The 23,061-nt window shown below is 70.0% G+C and carries 24 protein-coding genes; 3 read left to right on the forward strand and 21 right to left on the reverse strand.

From position 1 onward, the window contains the following. On the reverse strand, window positions 1-854 hold an 854-nt coding region (locus tag ABEA33_RS19685; RefSeq protein WP_345528656.1), incomplete at its 3' end, for an AMP-binding protein. Then, window positions 851-1,681, reverse strand: coding sequence for a fumarylacetoacetate hydrolase family protein (locus tag ABEA33_RS19690; RefSeq protein WP_345528658.1), 831 nt, complete (start codon window positions 1,679-1,681; stop codon window positions 851-853). The genes ABEA33_RS19685 and ABEA33_RS19690, both read right to left, overlap by 4 nt. Window positions 1,682-1,758: 77 nt before the next feature. Here ABEA33_RS19690 and ABEA33_RS19695 point away from each other — a divergent pair, with 77 nt between their 5' ends. After that, window positions 1,759-2,388, forward strand: coding sequence for a FadR/GntR family transcriptional regulator (locus tag ABEA33_RS19695; RefSeq protein WP_345528659.1), 630 nt, complete (start codon window positions 1,759-1,761; stop codon window positions 2,386-2,388). Here ABEA33_RS19695 and ABEA33_RS19700 read toward each other — a convergent pair. The 19 genes from ABEA33_RS19700 to ABEA33_RS19790 all read right to left on the reverse strand — a co-directional run bounded on the left by ABEA33_RS19700 (window position 2,330) and on the right by ABEA33_RS19790 (window position 21,107). Then, a complete protein-coding gene (locus ABEA33_RS19700; RefSeq protein ID WP_345528660.1) occupies window positions 2,330-3,328 on the reverse strand; it encodes an alpha/beta hydrolase fold domain-containing protein in 999 nt (332 codons plus the stop codon). The two genes, ABEA33_RS19695 and ABEA33_RS19700, sit on opposite strands and share 59 nt — an antisense overlap. Before the next feature lie 232 nt (window positions 3,329-3,560). Continuing rightward, entirely contained in the window at window positions 3,561-4,562 is a 1,002-nt protein-coding gene (locus ABEA33_RS19705; protein WP_345528661.1) for a lactonase family protein, read from the reverse strand. Next, entirely contained in the window at window positions 4,559-5,707 is a 1,149-nt protein-coding gene (locus tag ABEA33_RS19710; RefSeq protein ID WP_345528662.1) for an alanine racemase, read from the reverse strand. Before ABEA33_RS19710 ends, ABEA33_RS19705 begins: the two co-directional genes overlap by 4 nt. Next, on the reverse strand, window positions 5,704-7,287 hold the full coding sequence (locus ABEA33_RS19715; RefSeq protein WP_345528663.1) for an N-acyl-D-amino-acid deacylase family protein: 1,584 nt from the start codon (window positions 7,285-7,287) through the stop codon (window positions 5,704-5,706). Before ABEA33_RS19715 ends, ABEA33_RS19710 begins: the two co-directional genes overlap by 4 nt. Beyond that, window positions 7,284-8,132, reverse strand: coding sequence for an amidohydrolase family protein (locus tag ABEA33_RS19720; protein WP_345528665.1), 849 nt, complete (start codon window positions 8,130-8,132; stop codon window positions 7,284-7,286). Before ABEA33_RS19720 ends, ABEA33_RS19715 begins: the two co-directional genes overlap by 4 nt. 11 nt (window positions 8,133-8,143) lie before the next feature. Continuing rightward, on the reverse strand, window positions 8,144-8,617 hold the full coding sequence (locus ABEA33_RS19725) for a VOC family protein (protein ID WP_345528666.1): 474 nt from the start codon (window positions 8,615-8,617) through the stop codon (window positions 8,144-8,146). Between the two features lies 1 nt (window position 8,618). Continuing rightward, complete coding sequence (locus tag ABEA33_RS19730; protein ID WP_345528667.1) at window positions 8,619-9,776, reverse strand: M24 family metallopeptidase; 1,158 nt, start codon at window positions 9,774-9,776, stop codon at window positions 8,619-8,621. Next, complete coding sequence (locus ABEA33_RS19735) at window positions 9,773-10,816, reverse strand: pyridoxal-phosphate dependent enzyme (RefSeq protein WP_345528668.1); 1,044 nt, start codon at window positions 10,814-10,816, stop codon at window positions 9,773-9,775. Before ABEA33_RS19735 ends, ABEA33_RS19730 begins: the two co-directional genes overlap by 4 nt. After that, window positions 10,813-12,042: an amidohydrolase family protein gene (locus ABEA33_RS19740; RefSeq protein WP_345528669.1), complete on the reverse strand. Its 1,230-nt coding sequence runs from the start codon at window positions 12,040-12,042 to the stop codon at window positions 10,813-10,815. Before ABEA33_RS19740 ends, ABEA33_RS19735 begins: the two co-directional genes overlap by 4 nt. Next, window positions 12,039-13,100 carry a Gfo/Idh/MocA family protein gene (locus tag ABEA33_RS19745; RefSeq protein ID WP_345528670.1) on the reverse strand — a complete coding sequence of 354 codons (1,062 nt, stop codon included), beginning with the start codon at window positions 13,098-13,100 and terminating at the stop codon, window positions 12,039-12,041. Before ABEA33_RS19745 ends, ABEA33_RS19740 begins: the two co-directional genes overlap by 4 nt. Beyond that, window positions 13,101-13,496, reverse strand: coding sequence for a RidA family protein (locus tag ABEA33_RS19750; RefSeq protein ID WP_345528671.1), 396 nt, complete (start codon window positions 13,494-13,496; stop codon window positions 13,101-13,103). It abuts the gene before it with no gap. A 1-nt stretch (window position 13,497) separates the two neighbouring features. After that, complete coding sequence (locus ABEA33_RS19755) at window positions 13,498-13,629, reverse strand: hypothetical protein (RefSeq protein ID WP_345528672.1); 132 nt, start codon at window positions 13,627-13,629, stop codon at window positions 13,498-13,500. Then, on the reverse strand, window positions 13,626-14,822 hold the full coding sequence (locus ABEA33_RS19760) for a Gfo/Idh/MocA family protein (RefSeq protein ID WP_345528673.1): 1,197 nt from the start codon (window positions 14,820-14,822) through the stop codon (window positions 13,626-13,628). Before ABEA33_RS19760 ends, ABEA33_RS19755 begins: the two co-directional genes overlap by 4 nt. Then, the gene (locus ABEA33_RS19765; protein ID WP_345528674.1) at window positions 14,809-15,636 is read right to left on the reverse strand and encodes an ATP-binding cassette domain-containing protein; all 828 of its coding nucleotides are present in this window, start codon (window positions 15,634-15,636) and stop codon (window positions 14,809-14,811) included. The genes ABEA33_RS19760 and ABEA33_RS19765 overlap by 14 nt, the downstream gene beginning before the upstream one ends. Then, window positions 15,629-16,615 carry an ABC transporter ATP-binding protein gene (locus tag ABEA33_RS19770; RefSeq protein ID WP_345528675.1) on the reverse strand — a complete coding sequence of 329 codons (987 nt, stop codon included), beginning with the start codon at window positions 16,613-16,615 and terminating at the stop codon, window positions 15,629-15,631. Before ABEA33_RS19770 ends, ABEA33_RS19765 begins: the two co-directional genes overlap by 8 nt. Before the next feature lies 1 nt (window position 16,616). Next, window positions 16,617-17,504, reverse strand: coding sequence for an ABC transporter permease (locus tag ABEA33_RS19775; RefSeq protein WP_345528676.1), 888 nt, complete (start codon window positions 17,502-17,504; stop codon window positions 16,617-16,619). Continuing rightward, complete coding sequence (locus tag ABEA33_RS19780) at window positions 17,501-18,523, reverse strand: ABC transporter permease (RefSeq protein ID WP_345528690.1); 1,023 nt, start codon at window positions 18,521-18,523, stop codon at window positions 17,501-17,503. The genes ABEA33_RS19775 and ABEA33_RS19780 overlap by 4 nt, the downstream gene beginning before the upstream one ends. 65 nt (window positions 18,524-18,588) lie before the next feature. After that, window positions 18,589-20,262, reverse strand: a complete 1,674-nt coding sequence (locus ABEA33_RS19785; RefSeq protein ID WP_345528677.1) for a peptide ABC transporter substrate-binding protein — start codon at window positions 20,260-20,262, stop codon at window positions 18,589-18,591. Window positions 20,263-20,327: 65 nt separating this feature from the next. Then, on the reverse strand, window positions 20,328-21,107 hold the full coding sequence (locus ABEA33_RS19790) for a ribonuclease activity regulator RraA (RefSeq protein WP_345528678.1): 780 nt from the start codon (window positions 21,105-21,107) through the stop codon (window positions 20,328-20,330). Window positions 21,108-21,256: 149 nt separating this feature from the next. Here ABEA33_RS19790 and ABEA33_RS19795 point away from each other — a divergent pair, with 149 nt between their 5' ends. Next, complete coding sequence (locus ABEA33_RS19795) at window positions 21,257-21,952, forward strand: GntR family transcriptional regulator (RefSeq protein ID WP_345528679.1); 696 nt, start codon at window positions 21,257-21,259, stop codon at window positions 21,950-21,952. A 73-nt stretch (window positions 21,953-22,025) separates the two neighbouring features. Next, the gene (locus tag ABEA33_RS19800) at window positions 22,026-23,060 is read left to right on the forward strand and encodes an NAD-dependent epimerase/dehydratase family protein (RefSeq protein WP_345528680.1); all 1,035 of its coding nucleotides are present in this window, start codon (window positions 22,026-22,028) and stop codon (window positions 23,058-23,060) included. Window position 23,061: the final 1 nt, after the last annotated feature.

Below are 23,061 nucleotides of genomic sequence, written 5' to 3' on the forward strand. Positions count from 1 at the left end.
TTCGGCTTCCCGGTCGTGCCGGAGGTGTACATGACGTAGAGCGGGTGCTCGGCGTCGAAGGCCTCCGGCGTGTGCTCCTTCGACGCGCCGCCGACCACGTCGTGCCACCACACATCCACCCTGTCGTCCCACCCGTGCTCACCCAGGTCCTGCCCGGTACGGCGCACGACGAGCACCTTCTCCACCACGTGCCCGTTGATCTGGGTGGTCTTGGTGCGGGCCTCGTCCACGGCAGGCTTCAGCGCCGAGGGCGCGCCCCGCCGGTAGCCGCCGTCGGCGGTGATGACGACCTTGGCCTGGCAGTCGTCGAGCCTCGAGGCGAGCGCGTCGGCGGAGAAACCGCCGAAGACCACGGTGTGCGGGGCGCCGATCCGCGCGCAGGCCAGCATCGCGACCACGGCCTCGGGGATCATCGGCAGGTAGATCGCGACCCGGTCGCCGGTCCGCACGCCGAGCTCGAGAAGTGCGTTGGCAGCCTTGGAGACCTCGTCCTTGAGCTGGGCGTAGGTGATGTCACGCGTGTCGTCGAGAGGCTCGCCGACCCAGTGCAGCGCCACCTTGTCGCCGCGACCCGCCTCGACGTGCCGGTCCACGCAGTTGTACGACGCGTTGAGCCTGCCGCCCACGAACCACTTCGCGAACGGCGCGTCGTCCCAGTCCAGGACCCGGTCCCACTTCCGGGACCAGTCCAGCCGCTCGGCCTGCTCAGCCCAGAACGCGTCACGGTCCGACGCCGCCCGGTCGTACGCCTCCTCCTTCAGGTTCGCATGCTCGGCGATCTCGGCCGGGGGCTCGAACCGCCGGTCCTCCTGCAACAGGTTCGACAGCGTCCCGTCGGTGGATTCAGTGCTCACCCCCGCACCCCGTCGCTGAGCACGGTGACCGGGTTGGTCAGGCTGCCGATCCCCTCGATCCACACCTCCACCGTGTCGCCGTCCTGCAGCGACACCCGCGGATCCATGAACTCCCCACACCCCCAGGGAGTCCCGGTGAGGAGCACGTCTCCAGGCTCCAGAGTGAACGAGTGCGAGCAGTAGGAGATCAGCTCCGCGACCCCGAAGAGCATCTCCGCAGTCGACGAGTCCTGCATGACCTGGCCGTTCACCCGGGTGCCCAGCTTCAGTGCCTGCGGGTCAATCACCTCGTCCGCAGTGACGACCCATGGGCCGAACGGGCAGAACGTGTCCAGGCTCTTGCCCCGCACCCACTGCCCGTCGGCGAACTGGACGTCACGCGCCGAGACGTCGTTCGCGACGGTGTACCCGAAGACGTGGTTCAGCGCGGCCTCCGGCGACACCCGCTGGGCGCGCTGACCTATCACGACCGCGAGCTCGACCTCCCAGTCGACCCGGGCCGCCACGGCCCGGTCGATCGTGATCGCCGCTCCCGGACCCACGACGCTGCTCGGAAACTTGGTGAAGACCAGCGGCGCGGTCGGTTGATCGGCCTGCGCCTCCCTGATGTGGTCGAGGTAGTTGAGTCCGATTGCAACGATCTTCCCCGGCGTGAACGGCGAGAGCAGACTCCCGGCAGGAACCTGGTCGCCGTCGACCGCGACCGGATGGCCGGCCAGCACCTGGTTGAGCGTCACGCCCTCCGGAGCCAGCGCCACGTAGGTCTCGACTCCGGCCGGTCGGACCAGGATCTCACCGCTGTCCGTCTGCATTCTGCCGATGCGCATCTTCACCTCGTTGGATTATCAGTTCGAGTCTTTGGCTAATCCAATCATGAACAGTCGACGCGCGCTAGCCTCACCGGGTGACCAGCACCGAGGATCTGCTCTGGGAGCACCTCCGTTCCCGCGGCCTCGGGCCCGGGGACCGGCTCCCTCCAGAGCGTGAGCTCGCCGCCGACCTGGCTCTGTCGAGGCCGACCGTCCGGATCGCGCTGGGCGTGCTGGCCGGGCGCGGTCTGGTCGAGACCCGCAACCGGTCCGGCACGTACATCAGCGGAACCAATCCCGACGACCTGCTCGATGTGCGGCTCCTGCTCGAGCCATACGCGGCCCACCGAGCCGCCCGCACCGCACGGCCGAGCGACCACCGCGCCCTCCAGGAGCTGCTGGGAGCGGCATCCGCAGCCCTCGACGACGGACCTGCCTTCGCCGCCGCCGACCTACGCATCCACGAAGCGGTCGGGACACTGTCCGGCAACGTGCTCGTCGCCGAGATCATGGCCGGGCTCCGGACCCGGCTGGCCCGCTCCCGCGACAACACGTCGCCGAACCTCGGGGTCCGCCGGAGCACCCTCGAGGACCTCCGCGCCCTGGTCGACGCCATCACGGACGGCGACGGGGCCGGAGCAGAGGCCGCGATGCGCACCCACCTCCTCACCGTCGGCGCGGCGGCGGATCGTCTGAAGCGGGACGAGGGTCGGAAGCCGCGGTGATCCCGAGTCCTCGGCGCAACGCGGTGATCCGGTGCTCCTTCGCAGTCCGCGAGATGGCCGCATCCGGTGCGACCTCGTAGAAGCCGTGGTAGGCGCCGGCCCAGACGTGCAGCTCGACCGGCACCCCGCTCGCGAGGAGCCGAGCGGCGTACGTGACCGTCTCGGGGCAGAAGAGGTCCGCGTTGCCGACGTCGAGGTACGTCGCGGGCAGACCGGCGAGCCGCTCCGCTCGCGCGGCCACGGCCTCCGGAACAGATGAGGCCCTACCTGCGGGAAGGTACAGCTCCCACGCCCGACGGTTGAGGCGAGAGTTCCACAGGCCGAGCGAGTCGACCCCCGGCATCGTTGAGCCGTCGGTCCGGTCGTCGAGCATGGGGGCGATCAGGAGCTGGAAGCACAACTCCGTCCCTGGTCGAGACTGCAGGGCGAGGGCGGCCGCGGCCACCAGGCCGGCTCCGGCGCTCTCGCCGCCGAGCGCGACCCGGGCCGGGTCGACGTCAGGGGAACGTCCTACCCAGTCAACCGCCTGGAGCACGTCCTGGATCGGTTCCGGGTGCGGATGCTCGGGTGCAACCCGGTAGTCGACTCCGACCACACAGCAACCGACCCGGTCGGCGAGTTCCCGCTCGACGCGGCCGTCCCCGGCCGCCGAGCCCAGCACGTAACCGCCACCGTGCACCCAGACCAGGACTGGCGCGTCGCGTCCCTCCAGCACCTCTGGTCGGTGCATCCGCAACCCGAGGTGGGTCCCGTCCGTCCGCGGCAGATCAATCAACACCGACCGCACCGGGCGCCTGTCCGGCGGCTCGACCGCTGCCCGGAGGCGGGCGCGCGCCCGCTCCGGCCGGTCAAGATCGATCGTCGCGTGCGGCCGTTCGTCCCACATGATCGCGTCCAGGGCGACAGCCAGCTCGGGGTCGATCCACAGCTCATCCGTCATCGACGGCCACCTCTCCTCGAGAGAATTCCCCGCGCCGTCGGGTGCCGACGGCGAAGCCACTGCCTGGCCCCCGCCATGCATCGACCGCACCCGTCCAGGTCGAGCAACACATCGGGTCGGGTGAGGACTACCTGCTCCGAGTGCTTGCCCACTTCGCGGAGGCAGTGCGCGGGAGGAGCCCCCGGCGTACGGCGACCCGGTCGCCCCGCTGCGGCTCGTCGAGCGGATCGCGTCACTCGCCGCACGATAGCCACTCGATCCAGGACGGCCGAGACACCTCGACCACGTGCTCGGGAGCACCAAGGAGCCCACGTTCGAGGAACGGCAGCCGGACGATACGGTCGTCGTCGCGGACGGCGCACCACAACCCGTCCGTCCCGAGCAGCAGGTTCTGCGGCCATACACCGACCGTGATCTCCTGGACCACCGACGGCCCGGCCGTGACGTCAACGACCGAGATGCTGCCGGCGCCGCGGTTGGCGACGTAGACGAGTGCTCTGTCCGGCCGGACCGCGAGGTCGCTTGGGTAGTTGCGCGTCCTGCCCGGCACCGCCGCTCCCAGTGGCGCTGACCCCAGCAGGTCCAGCGCGCCAGCCTCGATCCGGTAGACGCTCAGCCGAGAGGAGAGTTCCTCAACGACTGCGACGCGATGCTCGCCAAGCCACGCGAAGTGCCGCGGGCCCGACCCCCGTGCGAGTGCCAGGACGTCGGGAGGCCCGTCGCCGATCGGGTAACGCAGCAGCCGGTCCGCCCCGAGGTCGCTGACCCAGAGATCGCCCCCATCCCCAGGAACGAATCGGGCCTGGTGGGGGTACGGGCGGTCCTGTCGGTCGAGGTCCGGACCGGCGCCCGGTGGCACCGGCAGCGACTCCGAGTCCTCGACGGACCCATCCGATCCCAGCCTGTGCCTCGTCACCCGACCGGCCAGGTAGTGCACGACCACCAGCGCGGAGCCGGACGGGTCGACGGTGAGCGCACACGGCAGAGTCGGCCCGGTCGCGACCTCTGCTCGCGTCTCAATCCCGCCGTCCTCGATGAGTGCCACCGTCGCGATCCGACAGTGCTCGGAGGTCACCGCGTACCCGACCGGAAGCCGCGGGTGCAGGGTGATGGCATTGACCCAGGGCAGCGAGACCCGGTCGAGCAGTCGCGGCCTGGCCGACGCAGACACGTCCCAGGTCTCCAGCCCGCCAGTGCGGTGCTCAGAGGCGACGACCAGCACGGCGGCGCTCACGAGAACACCGTCTCCCCCGTCCCGACGACCCGCCGACCGCGGACGATCTGGAAGGTGCGCCAGCGGTCGAAGACCGAGCAGGGGTGCGAGATCCCGAGCACAGCGCGGTCACCGACGGCGATCCTGGAGTCGTGCGCGACCCGGACGTAGGCGTGCTGGTCGTCGAGACGGTCCAGACGGGACCGTTCCGCGGAGACGGGTCCGTCGGCCCCGTGCCAGGACAGGACCACCGGCAGGTCCTGGTCGTAGGCGAGGTCACGGCGTCCGGCACCCACGATGACCAGATCCGGCTCGGGTCGCGACTGAACGCGAGCGACAACCGACACCGCGGACCGGAACAGCGGTGCGTCCGGCACGCCCCGAGCGCTCGGGGTGCTCCGCGCATAGAGACCGTCGTCGTGCACGGCGTAGCACCCGCTCCGCAGCAGCACGGTCGCTGCGCGGTGGTCGCGGAGCTCGACCCCGGTCAGCCGGACGCAGCGGTCGAAGTGGATCGAGCCACCGACTGTCACGATGACGTCTTCGAGCCCGTCGAAGCACCTGGCCTCGTCGAGCCCTCCGACGGCGGCCTCGACCCGGGCGAGGAACGCGTCGACGCCGACGCCCGGGTCGGACCCGATGCCGTACGAACCTTCGTAGCCGGCCACGCCTCGCAGCAGCAGGTGCCGGGACGCACGCACCCGCTGGGAGACCGCGAGCACCTCCTCCAGGCTGCGCGCGCCCGCGCGGCCGTCCGGCAGGCCGACCTCGACCAGGACAGAGAGCGGGTGAGCGCGCGCGGATGCGGCCCGGTCCAGGGCATCGACCTGGGCTACCGAGTCGACCCAGCTCAGCGGGTCTCCGGGCGCGCGCACGAGCCAGTCCGTCTCCGGTCCGCCGACAACCTGGTTGGCGATCATCAGACGCGCGTCGACAGAGGATCCCAGCGCCGCTGCCTGGGTGACGTTCGCGACGGTCAGGCCCCAGGCGCCCGCGGCCAACTGCTTGCGCACGACGTACGGCGACATCGTCGTCTTAGCGTGTGGTGCGATCGCCACGCCCCGATCGGCGCACCAGCGTGCCATCGCGCCGATGTTGTCCGAGAGCGCGTCGTCGTCGACCGCCAGGTACGGGCAGACCGGGCCCGGATCGGGCAGCGCGATCATCGTGGCCCTCCGTCGGCACCGCGGCGAAGCGCCCGCCCCGCCCGCCGTCCGGTGAGCCGGCCTTCGTGGAGCACGACGGCGCCGTTGACCAGCACGGTGTCGATCCCGGTGGCGAGTGCCCGCGGGTCCTCGTAGGTCGCGCGGTCGCGGACTTGCGCGAGATCGACGACCGCGATGTCGGCCGCGGAGCCCGGGGCGAGGACGCCGCGACCGGCGAGCCCGAAGCGGAGCGCGGCGCGACCGGACAGGTGCCGGGCGGCGGCGTCGGGGGTGTAGGCCCGACCGGGGCCGGTGTGCTCCGCGAGAAGCCGAGCGAACGTGCCCCACCCACGGGGATGCGGCCGTCCGCCGACGAAGATGCCATCCGACCCTGCCAGGTGCCATGGATGCGTCAGCAGCCCGATGTAGTCGTCGGCCGTGGTGTGCGGCGGCGGCGCGTACACCGCCGTCGCCGCGAGCCGGGTCGCGACCAGGAGCTCGTGGACCAGCGCCGCCGGCGCCAGCCCGCGGTCGACGGCCGCCTCGGCGATCGTGCTGCCCTCCAGGTCGGCGTGGTCGACGGATGGGACGTGTGCCAGCCGGGTCCCCAGGAAGCGGCCGCCGGAGGCTGCGACCGCGTCCGGGAACCAGCGCTCGACAAGCAGGTCCCGCCCCCGGTCCGACGTGATCACGGCCAACGCCTCGTCCGGGTCGCCGGCGAGGAAGTCGGCCGGCACGATCGGCATCCCGAGCAGGGAGAACCCCCGTCGGTAGGGATAGGCGTCGAACGACCCGTCGACGCCGCGTCGCTCCAGGCCGTCGATCAGCTCCTCCACCAGCGCCCGCCGAGCGTGCAGGTGCGAGACGTGCAACGGCACGCCGGCCGCCAGGACGATCGCGGCGGCCTCGTCGAGGCCGGCCGCGGCGTTCTCCTCGTAGCCGCCGCGCATGTGCGTGACGTAGACGCCCCCACCGTCACGCAGCGGCTCGACGACAGCGGTGAGCTCCGCGGTGCCGGCGAACCTGCCGGGCACGTAGTCCAACCCCGAGGACGCCCCGACGGCGCCGTCTTCGAGACCCTGCGCGACCAGCTCGCGCATCGCTCGTAGGTCCGCGGCGTCCGGCGGCGCCGGATCGGACCCCAGCACCTCGTGCCGTACCGTCCCGAGCGGTACGGCGTACGCCACGTTGACCGCGACGGCTCCGTCGTAGCCGTCGAGCAGGTCCCGAACCCGTGGGCCGCGATAGCCCGGGTGCGCACCGTTCAGCCCTCCGAAGTAGGACTGGGCGTAGTCGCCGGACCCCGGCGCCAAGGAGACCCCGTCCTGACCGAGGACGATGCTGGTGACTCCCTGACGGAGATACGCCAGCTGCACGTCGTCGTCGAAGACGCTGCCCTCCGCGTGGGCGTGGGCGTCCACGAATCCGGGAAACAGCAGCCGACCGGCGCAGTCGATCCGGGTCACTGCTGTCGTGTCGGCGAGGTCGCCGACGTCGGCGACCAGGCCGCCGCGCACGCCGAGATCGACCCGGACCGGCTCCGAGCCGTCGCCCGTGACCACAGTGCCCCCAGCAAGGAGGCAGTCGAACCTCATGGTCATGCGGCAGCCCAGGGACGCGCAAGCGCCTCGACGTCGAGGCCCCACAACCGCACCGCGTTGAGCCCGAGCACATCGGCGCGCTCGGAGGTGGTCCACTCCAGCGCCTCGTCGAGCGCACGAGCCGGGGCGTCGTAGGAGGTCGCCCCGTCGAGAAACGGCCAGTCGGTGCCGTAGACGAGTCGTTGCGCGCCAGCCTCGGCGAGCAGCGCTCGCAGCGCCGGCCAGAGGTCCCGGTACGGCCAAGGCTCGTGGGAGAGCGCAGCGAGCGCGGATGCCCGGACGCTGACGTGATCGTGTCGCGCCACCAGGTCCAGCAGCGGCCCAGCACCTGCCCGAGGATCCAGCAGTCCGAGGTGGTCGACCACGATCGGTACGTCGGGACAACGGGCGGCCCAATCGGTCGCGCTGCCGAGCTGTCCGGAGCCGCACAGCAGGGACAGCGGCTGGCCGCGCTCGGCCGCGAGCGACCAGGCAGCCTCACCGGCGGCACCGTCGAACCAGGGCGACCTGCCCATGTCCTCCTCGGCCGAGAGCCGCATCCCGGCGAGAGCGTGCCGGTCGAGGCTGTCGGCCGCCGTCGTACGCGCGTCCGGATCGTGGTGGTTCCAGAGGAGGACGCCGGCGTACCGGCCGTTGCCCCGAGCGACGACGGCGCCGAGGTACGTGTGGTCGTCGGCGTACACGGACGGCTGCACGAGAATCGCCCCCGCCGCTCCGGAGTCGGCCAGGTCGCGTTCGAGCAGCACCGGGTCGGCGTCATACGCCGCGTGCGGTGGCTCCTCGCCGCGCGGTCGCCACGGGTATCGCTGTCGGTCCGGCGACCACACGTGGGCCGAGGCGTCCACGACGACCACGGTCAGCCTTCGAGCCCCGGGTCGACACCGTCGACGAGCTCGACGAGCTGGATCGAGATGTCGTCGGGGTCCCTGAAGTAGGCGCTCCGGGCGCCCACGTAGATGCCGTAGTCACTCTGCACGACCGACTCGCTGCGGAACCGTCCACCGATGGCGGTGATCCGTTCGAACTCGGCGTCCAGGTCGTCGACGGCCAGGCACAGGTGCGCGATGCCGGCGTTGTAGCTCTCCATGTCGACCACCCGCGGCTCCGGCTTCAGGTACTGGATCAGCTCGAGGAACAGTCCCTGGTCGCCCGGCAGCTTGAAGAAGGCGGCGTACTGCACGGCTCCGGGATAGCCGACGATCCGGCCGACGTACTCGACGTCGTAGACCTCCTTGAAGTACGGCGGGTAGCCGAGCAGCTCGGTGTAGAACTCGATCGAGCGGTCGAGGTCGGCGACAGAAAAGCCGATGTGGTTCAGGCTGGTCAGCACGTCATGCTCCTAGGGTCAAGATCTCGGGGTCGGAGGGCGGCGAGAGCAGCTCGGCGCCGCCGGGGGTGACGAGGAAGTTCTCCTCGACGTTGAAGTAGCCGTCCGAGCGGGCGATCCCCGGCTCGATCGCGAGGACCATCCCGGCCTCGAGCGTCACCGGGGCACTCGGGAGCACTGATGGCGGTTCGGTCAACTGCAGCCCGACGCCATGGCCGATCCGGGTGGCGGAGCCGATCTCTAGGCCGGCATCACGGAACGCCCGGGAGACGACGTCGAACAGCTCGGTGGTCGTCAACCCCGGCCGGATGGCTTCGCCGACGGCGAGCGTCGCCGCCCGGGAGGCGGCGTACAGGCCGGCATGCTCAGGCCGCGGCGCGCCCACGGAGTAGGTCCGGGTGATGTCGGACCAGTAGCCGAGCCACCGCGGGCCGCCGTCGAGCCAGACGAGGTCGCCGGGTTCCGGCGCCCGGTTGCCCGGAAGCCCGCTGACCCGGTCGTAGTTGCCCGGACCGGAGTGCATCGCCAGGTAGCCCGGGGAGTCCGCTCCGGCCGCCATCACGCTCGCGGCCCAGACGGCGAAGAGGTCACGCTCGGTCATCCCCGGCCGGTAGGAATCACGCAGCCGGTCGAAGGCCAGGCCGTTGACCCGGCCCGCCTCGCGAAGCGCGCTGATCTCCCAGTCCGACTTCAGGGACCGGATCGACCAGAGCGCGGGGGCGGCATCGACGAGCTCCCCGATCGCGGAGCGCAGCCGCAGGAACGCCGCGCCGCTGAGGCCCAGCCGCAGATCGGCGCCGAGCTCGGCTGCCACTCGCCCGTCGCCCGACCCCCCCAGGGCTCCCAGAACATCGAGGAGCACCGGTTCGGCCTCGGTCTCGAACCCGTCGAAGGCCCGGGTCTCCCCTACCCAGGCGCTGGCAGTGACGTTGGGTGCCTGGCTGCGCGAGCACACCACGACCGTCGGTCCCTCGGCGGGCACGACCAGGACAACGGGCCGCGAGTTCGAGTGGAACGACGGTGTCCGGAGCCCGCTGAGGTAGCAGACGTTCGGCTCGCTGGTGACCATGGCGCAGCGCACGTCGACGGCCCGCAGCCGGGCCTGCAGCGCCGAGACGCGACGCTCGATCTCGGCGCGCGGCACGAGATGGTGCTCGCTCATCCGGCCTCCGTCCCGGCGCCATCCTGCGCGAACACGACCGGGAGACCGCCGCTGTGCACGAACACGATCGGCCGGGACCGGTCGATCCGGCCGCTGCCGACCTCGGCGATCATCCCGGCGAACGCCTTCGCCGTATAGACCGGGTCGAGGAGGAGGCCCTCGGTCCGGGCGGCCAGCGCGGCGGCGGCGGCGCCGGCAGCACTGGGCACGCCGTAGGCCGGCCCGCCGTGGTCGAACGTCGTGAACGCCGACCTGTCGTAGGGCGGCACCTCGAGGCCAGTCAGCTCGACGGTCTCGTCCGCGAGCCGCACCAACCGGTCGCTGAGACCGTCGTCGGTCGGCCGCCAGCCCATCGCGTGGATCGGCCAGTTCAGTCCGCAGGCGGCCAGCGCGAGGTGCAGCCCCACCCGCGTCGCTCCCATCGAGCTGCAGACCACCTGGGCGTCGTCGACGCCGCGGGCCGCGAGCTGCTCGACGAGCTCGAGACCGGCGTCGACGTAGCCGGCCGCGGCCAGCGGGTGGAACGACGAGCGCAGCACGTACGGCGTCCGGCCGGCGGCGCGCAGCTCGTCGGCGACCAGGTCCATGGCATCGGCCGTCGCCTCGCGGTCGGACAACCCTGCGTCTATGTCGACCCAGCGGACGTCGTCGGCGAGGAGCTCGGTGACGAGCAGGTTCCCGCTGGCGTGCCGGGTCTCGGCTGTGCGCCGGAGCACGATGACGGGTTCGAGACCGACCTTGCGGGCGGCGGCTGCGCACTGACGGGCATGGTTGGACTGGGTCCCACCGCCTCCAGCAACGAAGGTGTCGGCCTCGGCGGCGACGGCCGCCGCCATGATGAAGTCGAGCTCGCGCACCTTGTTCCCGCCGAAGGCGAGTCCGGTGAGGTCCTCGCGCTTGACCAGCAGACTGGCCAGACCCAGCTCGGCGGCGAGCCGCTGGTGCTCCTCCAGCGGCGTCGGCAGGCAGGCGATCTCAAGCCTGGGCAGCCGCGCCAGCCGCTCGCGTGCCACCGCGATCCGCTCGGTGGTCGGGGTCATGAAGTGACGACCCCGCCATCGGAGACGACCCGAACGCCCGACTGCCAGACCTCGGCGCACCTGCCGAGCGCGTCGGGGTCGCTGCGCAGGTCGCCAGGGAAGATCGCCAGGTCCGCGGACCGGCCGGCCTCGACCACGCCCACGGCGTCGCCGATCCCCAGCGCGAGGGCCGGGACGGCGCTGGCCCGGTGCACGGCCTCCTCGACCGGGATGCCGAGCCGGCGCACCGCCTCGGCGAGGAGGACGGGGAAGGACGCCAGATCCTGGCCGAACTCGTCGCTGCTGAACAGGAGCCGCCCCCCGGCGGCCCGGATCTCGCGGTGCAGCTCCCAGCGGTTCGCGGGTGGTTCCTCCCAGCCGGACCAGGCCTCCGCCAGCCCGTCGAACTCGCTCAGCGGCCGCATCGTGGCGGCCAGGTTCAGGTCGACGAAGACCCCTTGGTCGACGATCCGCTGGGCGACCTGGGCGTCGTAGTCGATGGTGCCCTCGCGCTCGCCGAGCCAGTTGCAGTGGGCGATCGTGTCGATCCCGCCGGCGACCGCGGCCCGGATCCCGGTCGTCGCGTTGCAGTGCGCAACCACGGTCAGACCGAGCCGGTGGGCGTCACCGATCACGGCGGCGAGCTCGGTGTCGTCGTATTGCGGGCGGCGGCGGTTGGTGTGCGGGTCCATGTCCCCGCCGGTCGCCATCACCTTGATGTGGTCGACCCCGGCCACGGTGAGCTCGCGGACCCGCTTGCGCAGCTCGTGGGCGTCGTCGGCGGTGACCCCGATGAAGTCACCGTGCCCGGCGGTCGTCGTCAGGCACGGACCGCAGACCCGCATCCGCGGACCGGGATGCAGCCCGGCGGCGATCGCCTCGCGCGCCAGCACCGTGACCATCCCGGGTCCACCGCAGTCGCGCACCGTGGTGACCCCCGCGGTCAAGGCGGCGCGGCCGGCGGCCAGCGCCCAGGCGAAGCGCCCGACCTCACTCTCCCGTGCCCACGCCCAGCCCGGTTGCTCGTCGCGGCCCCACGCCGTGTGCACGTGGGCGTCGATCAGGCCGGGCGTCACCGTCGCGCCGCGGTGGTCCACGACGGTCGACCGCTCGTCGGTCAGATCCTCGGGGAGGGCGTCGCGGACCTCGACGATGCTGCCGTCCTCGAGCACCACCGCTGCGTTCTCCCGCGGCGGTGCCAAGGTGCCGTCGTACAGCAGCCCGCAGAGCATCACGATCCTCGTCACAGCACTCCCTCTCTCCGCGCCGACCGACGCACCTGGTCCAGAACCTCGATCGTGCGCCAGCCGTCGTCGAACGTCGATGCGACCCGGGGTGCCGAGCCGTCGCGCACGCAGCGGGCGAACTCGTCCAGCAACCGGACGAACGGCTGGGTGAAGGTGTCGTCCGGCCAGCCGATCAGCGACGGCTCCAGCTCGAGGCAGCGGAACTCCTCGGCGTCGTGCCCGCGGCGATGGCCGACCAGCACGTCGTCGGAACCCAGCACGAGGCTGCCCAGCGTGCCGTGGATCTCCAACCGGCGCTCAGCCACCGCCGGCGCCGCGGACATCAAGACGTCCCCGGAGACCCCGGACGCAAACTGCAGGTGCAGCTGTGCGAGGTCGTCGCTGTCGACCTCCTCGATCCGGCCGTCAGCCGCCGCCCGGCGGTCGCCGCCGATGGTCGCGATAGAGCCGCTCGCCCAAGCGACCTCGCCGAACAGCCAGCGGAGCAGGTCGACCGTGTGCGAGCCGTACTCGTTCAGCAGTCCCCCGCCCTCGTCGCTGCGGTGCCACCACGTCCAGGGCTGGCTCCCCAGCTTGGGGAAGTACGCCACGCTCACCACGTGCAACGGCTCGCCGACGTAGCCGTCCGCGAGCAGGGTCCGCAGCTGTCGTCTGGCCGGGTTGAAGCGGAGCTGGTGGTCCACGACCGCGACCCGACCCGCTGCGCGCGCCTCCCCGGCCATCGCGCGGGCCTCGGTGGCCGACATCGCCATCGGCTTCTCGCACAGGACCGAGCGTCCGGCGCGCAGCGCGGAGATCGCCAGCGGAGCGTGGGTGCGTGGCGGAGTGGCGATCGCCAGCGCGTCCACGGCGTACCGGTCGAGCTCGTCGGCTGTGGCCGCCGCGCCGGTCGGGACCCATGCCGCGATGGCCTGCTCGGCCACCTGGCGAGCCCGGCCCTCGTCGGAATCGCAGACGTAGGCGAGGTCGAGATCGGCGTGGGCCTGGATCGCCCGCACCATCACGTCACCCATGAGGCCAAGGCCGACGACACCCACCCGCAGCGGTTCGGAGGACACTCAGCTCGCCTCGGCGGGGATCCAGATGACCGCGTCGATCTCGATGTCGAACCGAGGCAGCACGACCGGGACGGTGGTGCGCGTCGGGTACGGCTCGGTCAGCCGCTCGGCGCACACCTGGTTCCACTCGTCGAAGTAGGCGAGGTCGGAGAGGAACGCGCCGAGACGCACGGTGTGCGCCAGCGAGGTGCCGGCCTCCTTCGCGAGGTGCTCGATGTTGTCGAGCACGACGTGGGCCTGCTCGACGAACGTCGTCCCGAGGCGCTGCCGGTCCGGACCGAACGGGCCGTGCCCGCTGACGAAGAGGAGGTCGCCCACGACCAGGGCAGAGGAGTACGGTCCGGCCGGCGGCGGAGCGAGCGTCGAGGTCACAGGGGTGGGCCGGTTCTGGGTCACGTCAGGTTCCTTCGGGGTAGTCGATGCGGATGGTGCAGATCTCGAGAAGTCCGTCGGGGAGGTGGGCGCGGTCGATCGGGTAGTCGACCTCCGGCCAGAGCGGGTGCACGTCGTCGGTCGGCTCGAGCGTCACCGGGCGCCGCCCTCCTGCGCGACGACTTGGTTGCCGGCGAAGTAGGCGGCGAGCGCCGGATCGACCGGCGGCACGACGAACGGCTCTCCGTCGGCGCGGACCGAGAGCGTGCCGGAGACCCCGGCCGCAACGGCGTCTCGGGCCTCGACCGGGGTGGTCGTGGTGGGTCCGTCGTCGCGCACGAAGGCGAGGAACTCGGGGATGATCGAGGCGTCGGCGCCGCCGTGCGGACCTTCGCCACCGAAGGCGACCTCGCGGTCCCCGTGCTCCTCGTAGTCGCGGCGATGGTTCCAGATCCGGATGACGCCGTCCTCGTCGCCGAAGTTCTCCATCCTGCCCTCGGTGCCGATCACCGTGTAGTTGCGCCAGTAGTCCGGCGTGTAGTGGCACTGCTCGTAGGTCGCGTACACGCCGTTGTCGAGCCGCATCGTGATCATCGACAGGTCCTCTACGTCGACCACGGGGCTCAGGTCGCGAATCGCCAGCGGCGGCCAGTTGTCGTAGGAGAACCAGTCGGTGCGTACCCGCTGGGAGTTGTCGGCGTGACTATCGACCTCGCCGTACACGGTCAGCCCGCCCATCCCGGTGACGCGGCGGGTGGTCGACCCGGCGAGCCAGTGGATGACGTCGATATCGTGGACCCCCTTCTGCAGCAGCAGCCCGGTGGTGTTGCGCCGGTCCGAGCACCAGTTCTTGAAGTAGTAGTCGCCGCCGTGGCTGACGAAGTGCCGGCACCAGATCGCCTTCACCTCGCCGATCGCGCCCTCCTGGATCAGCTCTCGCATCCGCAGGATCACCGGCATGTGCCGCATGTTGTGGCCGACGTAGAGCTTGGTGCCGGTCCGACGCGCGACCTCGAGGATCGCGTCGCAGTCCTCGATCGTGGTCGCCATCGGCTTGTCCAGGTAGACCGCGACGCTGGCTTCGAGGAAGTCGATCGTCATGTCGCGATGCAGGTGGTCGGGCGTCAGCACCAGCACGGCGTCGAGATCGAGGTCGAGCAGTGCTCGGTGGTCCTCCGCGAGCGCGATGTCCTGGCCGAAGAGTGCCCGCGCACGCACGAGAGCGTCCTCGCGGACGTCCGTGCCCGCGACCACGATGCTGCCCTCACCGGGCCGGTGCAGGTACGGCGCCAGGGTCTCGGTGCGCGTTCCAAGCCCGAGGATTCCGATCCGGAGGTCAATCGTCGACAAGGGAGGTCCTTTCAGGGATTTCCGCGCCCTCGAGCGGGCGGTGTGCCGGGAGAACCGAGCCGAGCAGCGCCCGGGTGTAGGGGTCGGCAGGGTTGCCGAAGACCTCGGCAGTCGGACCGGCCTCGACGACCCGGCCGCGATCCATCACCAGGACCCGACCAGCCAGCCGCTCGACGACGGCGAGGTTGTGGGTGATGAAGACCATCGAGAAGCCGAGCTCGGCCTGCAGCCCCATCAGGAGAGACAGGATCTGCGCCTGGATCGAGACGTCCAGCGCCGAGGTCGGCTCGTCGCAGATCAGCAGCTCGGGCTCCAGCGCCAGCGCCCGCGCAATCGCAACACGCTGGTTCTGTCCTCCGGACAGGGCGTGCGGGTAGAGGTCGCCGTGGCGCTTCGCCAAGCCCACGGTCTCAAGCAGCTCCTCGGCACGTGCCCGGCGAGACCGGCGGTCGCCGATCCGGCCGATGCGCAGCGGCTCGCTCACGTTGTCGGCAACGCTGATGTGGGGCAGCAAGGAGCCGAACGGGTTCTGGAACACCATCTGCCATTGCGAACGCAACCGCCGCAGGTCACCCGGGGCGAGAGCTAGGACGTCCTCGCCCCGGTAGAAGACCTGGCCGCTGGTCGGCTCGATCAGCCGGATCAGGAGCCGAGCCAGCGTCGACTTGCCGCTCCCGGACTCACCGACGATCCCAAGGGTCTCGCCCGCCGCCACCTCGAGCGAGACGGTGTCGACGGCACGAGTGCCGCCGCCGCGCCCGCCGAAGTCCTTGACGAGGTTGACGGCGCGCAACAAGACCTGGGGCTCACTCATCGATCGACCTCCAACAGCGGACCTCACGGGTGGCTCCGACGGTGATCAGCTCCTGCGGCTCCGCGCAACGCGCGCCGTCGTCGTCGACGCACCGAGGCTGGAACGCGCACCCGGGAGGACGATCGACGAGATCGGGTGGATTGCCTCCGATCGGGCGGAGCGGCGAGGGGTCGCCCAGGTCCAGAGCCGACCCGAGCAGGCCCTTGGTGTACGGATGAACGGGGCGGTCGAGAGCCTCCCCGAGCCGAGCCGACTCCATCACCTGACCGGAGTAGAGCACGACGACGTCTTCGCACAGGTAGCGCGCAACGCCCAGGTCGTGGGTGACCATCACCACCGCAGTCCCCCGGTCGCGCAGGTCGACCAGTAAGTCGAGGATCTGCTTCTGCACAGTCACGTCCACCGCGGTCGTAGGCTCGTCGGCGATCAGCAACCGCGGCTCCGCGACCAGCGCCATCGCGATCATCGCCCGCTGCCGCATCCCGCCGGACAGTTGAAACGGGTACATCCGGATCCGACGCTCGGGCTCGGGGATCCCCACGTCGCCCAGCGCACGGATCGCCCGCTTCTCGGCCTCGGCTCGGGTGCACGCCGAATGCCAGCGCAGGTGCTCGGTCAACTGACGCTTGAGCGGGATGGTCGGGTTGAGAGCCTGCATCGCGTTCTGGAAGACCATGCCGATCTTGCGGCCGCGGATCGCCTGGAACTGCCGCGCCGGCAGACCTACCAGCTCGGTCGACGACGTGCCCTCGTTCCAGGTCGCGCTGCCGTGCACCGTCGCGTTCTGCGGGAGCAGGCCGAGGAGCGCACGCATCGAGACGCTCTTACCGCTGCCCGACTCCCCGACGATGGCGAGCGACCCACCCGCGGCCACACTGATCGAGACGTCCTTCACGGCGGTCAGACGTTCGTGGTCCCGAGTGCGGAAATCCACGCCGAGGCCGCGAACGTCGAGCAAAGGTCGGTCCTGGGTCTGCATCTCACTCGTCCTTCGGATCGAACGCGTCGCGGACTCCGTCGCCGACCCAGGTGAACGCGAGCATCGCGCATGCGAAGACGAAGAACGGCCAAAAGATCAGGTTCGGCTGCACGAGCACGTAGGTGTAGCCGTCGGTGATCATGGTGCCCAATGAGGCGTTGGGGGGTGCGACGCCGAGGCCGAGGATCGCGAGGCCCGACTCGGCAAGCATCGCCGCCGGGATGCCGAAGCTGGTGGTGACCAGGATCGGTCCGAGCGAGTTCGGCAGCAGGTAGCGCACGATCAGCGTCATCGAGCCCGCTCCCATCGACCTCCCGGCCTCGACGTACTCGAACGTCTTGAGCTTGATCATCTGGGCACGGATCAGGCGAGCCTGCGTCAGCCAGGAGCCGACCGCGATGGCGAGGATGATCGACCAGGTGCTACGGCCGAGAACGGTCGCCAGGATGACCGCGAACAAGTACGTCGGAAAGGCGTACATCACGTCGGTTGCGGCCATCAGCAGCTGATCGATCTTGCCGCCGAAGTAGCCGGCGGCCACACCCACGACGAGCGCGCAGGCCAACGCGAGGAGCTCCGCGGTCAACGCGATGAACAGCGCCGTCCGCAGTCCGTACAGCAGCCGAGAGAAGGTGTCCCGGCCGAGCACGTCGGTCCCGAGCAGGTTGCCGCCGGTGAGCGGGTCGGTGAGGCTCTTGCTGTAGTCCGGCGTGTTCGGGTCGTACGGCGCGATGACGCCGGCGAACAGCGCCAGGAGAGCGAGCAGCACCAGGAACCCCAGGCTCACCAGGGCCAGCCGGTTGGAGCGGAAGCGCCGCCACCGGCGACCCCACTCGCTGGTGCGGTCAATCACCAGCGCCGCTCCTCCGTCATCGGTACGCGCCGTCATGGCTTCACCTCTTCCATCATCGCTTCGACGGCCGCGGGACCGCTGGTCCTCTCGGCCGGCTCGGTGGAGAGACCGAGCCCGGTGCGCGTCCGCGGGTCGATCACGGCGTAGGACAGGTCGACGAGCAGGTTCACGAGCATGAGCATCAGTGCGAAGACCAGGGTGGTGCCCATGAGCAGCGGCATGTCACGGACCTGGGCGGCCTCCGTGAACAGGCCTCCGATGCCCGGCACCCCGAAGATCGTCTCGATGAAGATCGTTCCGACGACCAGGCCGGTCAGCAACGGCCCGACGACCGTGACCAGCGGCATCAACGCATTGCGCAGCACGTGCCGCCGCATCACGATCCTGCGACTGCCGCCCTTGGCGAACGCCGCCACGACGTACTCCTCGCGAAGCACCTCGAGCACGCTCGAACGGACGTAGCGCGCCATCACGCCGGCCGGGGCGATCGTCAGCGCGATGATCGGCAGGATCGCGTAGCGCGGTCCCGACCACCCGCCCGTCGGCAGCCAGTGCAGCCAGCTGCTGAAGATCAATACCAGCAGGATCCCGGCCAGGTACGTCGGGAATGCGGTCGCCGCTGTCAGCACGAACATCGAGCCGTGGTCCCAGGGGCTGTTGCGCCGGGCCGCGGCGAGGATCCCCATCGGGATGGCGATCATCAGGGCCAGCACGACGGCGATCAGGGCCAGAGCCAGGGAGGTGGGGAGCTTGGCGACGATCAGTTCCCCCACCGTCGACTCGGGGTACTTGTAGCTGTACCCGAAGTCGCCGTGGAGCGCCGGGCCCAGCCAGTTCTTGTACTGCTGCCAGACCGGCAGATCTTCGCCGAAACGCTGCTGTACCTGCGAGGTCAGGTCGACGCTGCGGCCACTGGCGAGACCGGTCGACCCGGCACCCGCCGCCTGGATCCCGGCAAAGCTGCCGGGGGCCAGGGACAGGAGCCCGAACGTGAGGGCCGACACGACCAGGAGTGAGAGGACGAGACGGATCAGGCGTCTCAGGAGGAACATCATCAGCTGCACGTAGGTCCTCCTGAGACTGCCTGGTCGTCTGTCGTGGTCGTGGCGGTCAACCGGCGTCAGCCGACGGTGACACCCTTGTAGTAGAAGCCCTCGATCGTGGTGCGCACATGCACACCCTTCACGGTGGGATCCACCAGGAACGCCTGCGGCTCCTCGAGCAGCGGGATCTGCAGGGCGAGCGACTCGCGCAGGGTGGCCGCCTCGACGTAGAGGGCGGTCCGTTCCGCTGGATCGACCGTTTGACGGGCCTGCTCCACGAGGTCGGCGAACTCCTGCGCGCCCTCGGACGATTTCGTGTTCAGGATGTTGTCGAGCATCTGGCTCTTCTTGGCCCCGTCGAGCTTCTCGTCAGCCTGGATCTCCTGGTAGCGGTTCCAGTCGGCCGGCGCGAGGCTGAACTGCTTGGTCGAGTCCGGCCCCCAGTACGTGTACACCCAGTTGTTCAGGGTCGGGATACCCCCGAAGGAGTTGATGTAGAAGCCCATCAGGTCCTCGTCGAGCACCTTCCAGCGGGTGTCAGCCCACACGCCGATGTCGACGATGGTGACCTTGGCTTCGACGCCGATCTGCTTCCACATGTCGACGATCGCGTCAGCCACCGGGCGGGGCCGGTGGTCGAAGACCTGGACCGCGGGCAGCCCTTCGCCGCCGGGGTAGCCAGCCTCGACGAGCAGCTGCTTGGCCTTGTCCGGGTCGTAGACGGAGACACCCATCGAGTCGGTCCAGCCCTCGACGCGAGTCGGGACGAGCGAGTTGCTGGTCGTCGTACCGACCTGTACGCCGGCGAGCTTGTCGCGGTCGATCGCGTAGGACAGTGCCTGGCGCACTCGCTGATCCTGGGCGGCCGGGTTCTGCGAGTACTGCACGTTGAGGAAGTCGATGGCGAAGCCGTCGGCCTTCTCCGTCTCGCCCAGCAGCTTGTCGTCCTTGCTGATCAGGTCCATCGAGACCGGGGAGACGTCCAGCTCACCGTTGCGGTAGGCCAGGATCGCGGCTTGCGGGTCCTGGATCACACGGATGTCGACCTCGTCCAGCTCGACCTTGTCGCGGTCCCAGTAGAACTTGTTCGGAACCAGCTTCATCCCGGTGGACGGATCCCAGGACTTCACCGTGAAGGCGCCGCTGCCCACCCAGTTCTCGGCCTTGGTCCAGTCCTTGGGATTGGCCTCGATCGCCGCGGTGTCGGTGATCAGCATCGAGTTGTTGGTCATCCCGAGCAGGAAGTCCGGGTTCGGCGCGTCCAGGCTGATGACGACGGTGGAGTCGTCCGGCGCACTGATTCCCACGTCGGCCCAGTCGGTCAACGCGCCCGTCTGGTACGCCGAGGCGTTCTTGATACCGAGACCGATCTGGTAGGAGTTGGCGTTCGTGACGCTGCCGCCTCCGGCTCCGGTCGGTGTCAGCAGCCGCCGGTAGTTCGAGACTACGCTCTCGGCGGTGATCGGCTCACCGTTGCTGAACTTCGCGTCCTCACGCAGGGTGAAGGTGTAGGTCAGTCCGTCGGCGGATTGCTCCCACTTCGTGGCGATCGCGGGTACGACGTCATCCCCCGCGTCGTTCTGCGCGACCAAGCCTTCGAGGAGACCGGCCGGGACGACGTACCCACCGTTGTTGATGAAGTGCGGGTCGAGCGAGTCGATCGGCGCGCCGACGGCGAGCTTCAGGACCTGCGCGCCGCTCTCCTTGTCGGGGTTGTCGGAGAACGAGCAGCTCGTTGCGGCCAGCGTCACGGCAACGGCGAACGCGGCTACCGCCAGCCTTCGGTGGCGCGCGCCGGGTGTCGAGTATCGAATCATCACAAGTGGACCTTTCCATCGCTCTCAGTCGAGGTTTCGGAGGTGGGCGTCCCATTCGGCGATGCCGAACGGGACTTGCGGTGTTCCGAGAACTGGGTGAGCGTCTGCTCGTTAGGCGGATAGTTCCCCCGGAGGGGCTCGCCCGCCTGGATCCGGCCGAGGATGAACTCCTCCAGCTCCTCTTGCTCCAGAGCCGCGTGGGAGATGTCCTCGGCGAGGTGCCGCGGCACTACGACGACGCCCTCGGCGTCTCCGACGACCACGTCGCCGGGGTAGACAGCGACACCGGCGCACCCAACGGGTAGCTGAGTGTCGACGGCGTGGTGCAGCACGAGGTTGACCGTCGCGGAGACCCCGGCGGAGAAGACCGGGAAGTCCATCTCTGCGATTGCCGGCGAGTCCCGCACGGAGCTGTCCGTGACCATCGCGGCCACCCCCCGTGCCTTCAGCCGAGACATCAGGATGTTGCCGCCCGAGGCGGCGCGGGGGTCGTGACGGCAGTCCATGACCAGGACCTGGCCCGTAGGAACCGTTTCGACCGCGGCGCGCTGCGGATGGTCCGGATCCTCGAAGACGTCAAGGGTGTCGATGTCTTCCCGGGCAGGGATGTAGCGCAGCGTGAAGGCCTCACCTGCGAACGATGCGCTGGACGGGTTCAGCGGTCGTAGTCCGTATAGGAACATGTCCCGCAGCCCGCGCTTGAACAGCTGCGACTGAATGGTGGCGGTCGATGCTCGCCGCAAACGGGCGAGTACCTCAGAGTCGAGTGGTGGCTCCACGAGTCTCCCTTGTTGTCGTTGCCGGGACGGTAGCATGCTGCATGTAGCATGGCAATGACTCGAAGCCGTGGGCTTACTTGTAAGCCACGATGGCATCCTCCATGCTGCATGCGAGTACCGCACCTACGTTCCCCTCATCAGGAGCACCGATGGCCGACCAGCCCACCGCCGCCGCACCTCAGCTCTCCGGAAGCGAGGCGATCGAGCGCGTCAACCTCAAGGCCCAGCTGCTGGAGGCGCTGCGCACGGCGATCTTCAGCGGTGAGCTCGAGCCCGGCGTCGTCTACAAGAACGGCGAGCTCGCCGCGCGCTACGGCGTCTCGCGCACCCCGGTTCGCGAAGCGGTTCTCGAGCTGGAGAGCAAGGGCTTGGTCACGATCGCGCGCGGCGTGGGGTTCCGCGTCGTCGCGCCGTCCGACGGTGACAGCCGGGAGCTGAACGAGGTGCGACAGGTCCTGGAGGGATGGGCGATGGGCACGATCGCCGGCGAGCTGTCCGACGCAGCGCTCGCGGAGGCGGAGGTCATGCTCGGCCGAATCACGGTCGCCGCCGAGCAGGCCGACCTGACGTCGTATTGGACGCACGATCGCGCCTTTCACGACTTCCTCGTCCGCCAGGCACGCAACCAACGCATCACGAACCTACTCAGCGAGTACCGCGACTCGCAGCGGATCCCCGTACTCGCCCGGATCGCCCGCGAAGGCAGTCTGCCGCGACGCAACCAGGATCACGTCCGCCTCCTTGACGCGATCCGCACCGGCGACAAGGACGGCGCCAGCGCACTGATCCGTGCGCATATCGCGCTCAACACCGAGCCGAGCGATCCCTCGACGTCGGACGGTTAATCGCCAGCCGCAGACGGGCTGCCGATCCCCGTGAATGTGTGTAACATGCAGCATGCAACTTGAAGGAGAGCATGTGAGCATTCACCTCAACCGGCCCGGGCTCGACGACATTGCCGCCGCGGCCCGCCGACCCTCGACAGCGCTGGTCGAGGCCCTTGCCACGACCAGCGGGGACATCGCCGTTGTCGGCGCGGCCGGCAAGATGGGGGTGAGCCTGTCGCGAATGGCTGCCGACGCCCTCGCTTCCCTGCCGGGTGATCGCAGGGTGACCGCTGTGTCCCGTTTCTCGGACCCGGCAGCCCGACGCGAGCTCGACGAAGCCGGGGTGCGCACCCTGGCCCTCGACGTCAGCGACGCCGAGGCGCTCCGGGAGCTGCCGGAGTCGGAGAACCTCGTCTATATGGTCGGGCGCAAGTTCGGCACCTCTGCGGACTCATCGGCGACCTGGTTCAGCAACGTCGTCCTGCCGCACCTGGTGCTGACCCGCTACAGCGACTCGCGGGTGGTCGCTCTCTCCTCTGGAAACGTATACCCGTTCTCGTCCCCGGTCTCCGGCGGCTGCACCGAGGAGTCGCCGTACGGTCCGATCGGCGAGTACGCGCAGAGCTGCGTGGGCCGGGAGCAGGTCTTCATCCACCACAGCCGGACCCACCGGACCCCGGTGGCTCTGATCCGGCTCAACTACGCGATCGACTGCCGGTACGGCGTCCTGACCGACATCGCCCGTGCCGTCCTGGACGGCACGCCGGTCGACGTCTCTCAGGGAGCCGTGAACGTCGTCTGGCAGGGCGACGCGAACCGCTACTGCCTCTCGGCGCTCACCATCGCCGACACCCCTCCCACCGTCCTGAACGTCACCGGCCCTGAGATCGTCTCGGTGCGCTGGCTCGCCGAGCAGCTCGGCCGGCGCCTCGACCGCGAGCCGGTCCTCGTCGGCGACGAGTCGGACACCGCCCTGCTCTCCAACGCCTCGAAGTCGCACGCGCTCTTCGGCTACCCAGACGTCGCGCTGGCGACGATGCTCGACTGGACCGTCGAGTGGCTACTGGCCGGCGGCACCCTGCTCGACAAGCCGACGGGCTTCGGCGCCCGGGACGGGAAGTTCTGAG

It is taken from the genome of Nocardioides endophyticus (genome assembly GCF_039543845.1).
Classification (GTDB): domain Bacteria; phylum Actinomycetota; class Actinomycetes; order Propionibacteriales; family Nocardioidaceae; genus Nocardioides; species Nocardioides endophyticus.

What these genes read in the sequence shown, in the direction of transcription:
- ABEA33_RS19795 (WP_345528679.1), top strand. Translation starts at nt 21,257, where the DNA reads ATGGCCGACCAGCCCACCGCCGCCGCACCTCAGCTCTCCGGAAGCGAG.
- ABEA33_RS19690 (WP_345528658.1), bottom strand. Translation starts at nt 1,681, where the DNA reads ATGCGCATCGGCAGAATGCAGACGGACAGCGGTGAGATCCTGGTCCGA.
- ABEA33_RS19780 (WP_345528690.1), bottom strand. Translation starts at nt 18,523, where the DNA reads ATGATGTTCCTCCTGAGACGCCTGATCCGTCTCGTCCTCTCACTCCTG.
- ABEA33_RS19765 (WP_345528674.1), bottom strand. Translation starts at nt 15,636, where the DNA reads ATGAGTGAGCCCCAGGTCTTGTTGCGCGCCGTCAACCTCGTCAAGGAC.
- ABEA33_RS19700 (WP_345528660.1), bottom strand. Translation starts at nt 3,328, where the DNA reads ATGACGGATGAGCTGTGGATCGACCCCGAGCTGGCTGTCGCCCTGGAC.
- ABEA33_RS19730 (WP_345528667.1), bottom strand. Translation starts at nt 9,776, where the DNA reads ATGAGCGAGCACCATCTCGTGCCGCGCGCCGAGATCGAGCGTCGCGTC.
- ABEA33_RS19770 (WP_345528675.1), bottom strand. Translation starts at nt 16,615, where the DNA reads ATGCAGACCCAGGACCGACCTTTGCTCGACGTTCGCGGCCTCGGCGTG.
- ABEA33_RS19775 (WP_345528676.1), bottom strand. Translation starts at nt 17,504, where the DNA reads ATGACGGCGCGTACCGATGACGGAGGAGCGGCGCTGGTGATTGACCGC.
- ABEA33_RS19710 (WP_345528662.1), bottom strand. Translation starts at nt 5,707, where the DNA reads ATGATCGCGCTGCCCGATCCGGGCCCGGTCTGCCCGTACCTGGCGGTC.
- ABEA33_RS19715 (WP_345528663.1), bottom strand. Translation starts at nt 7,287, where the DNA reads ATGACCATGAGGTTCGACTGCCTCCTTGCTGGGGGCACTGTGGTCACG.
- ABEA33_RS19735 (WP_345528668.1), bottom strand. Translation starts at nt 10,816, where the DNA reads ATGACCCCGACCACCGAGCGGATCGCGGTGGCACGCGAGCGGCTGGCG.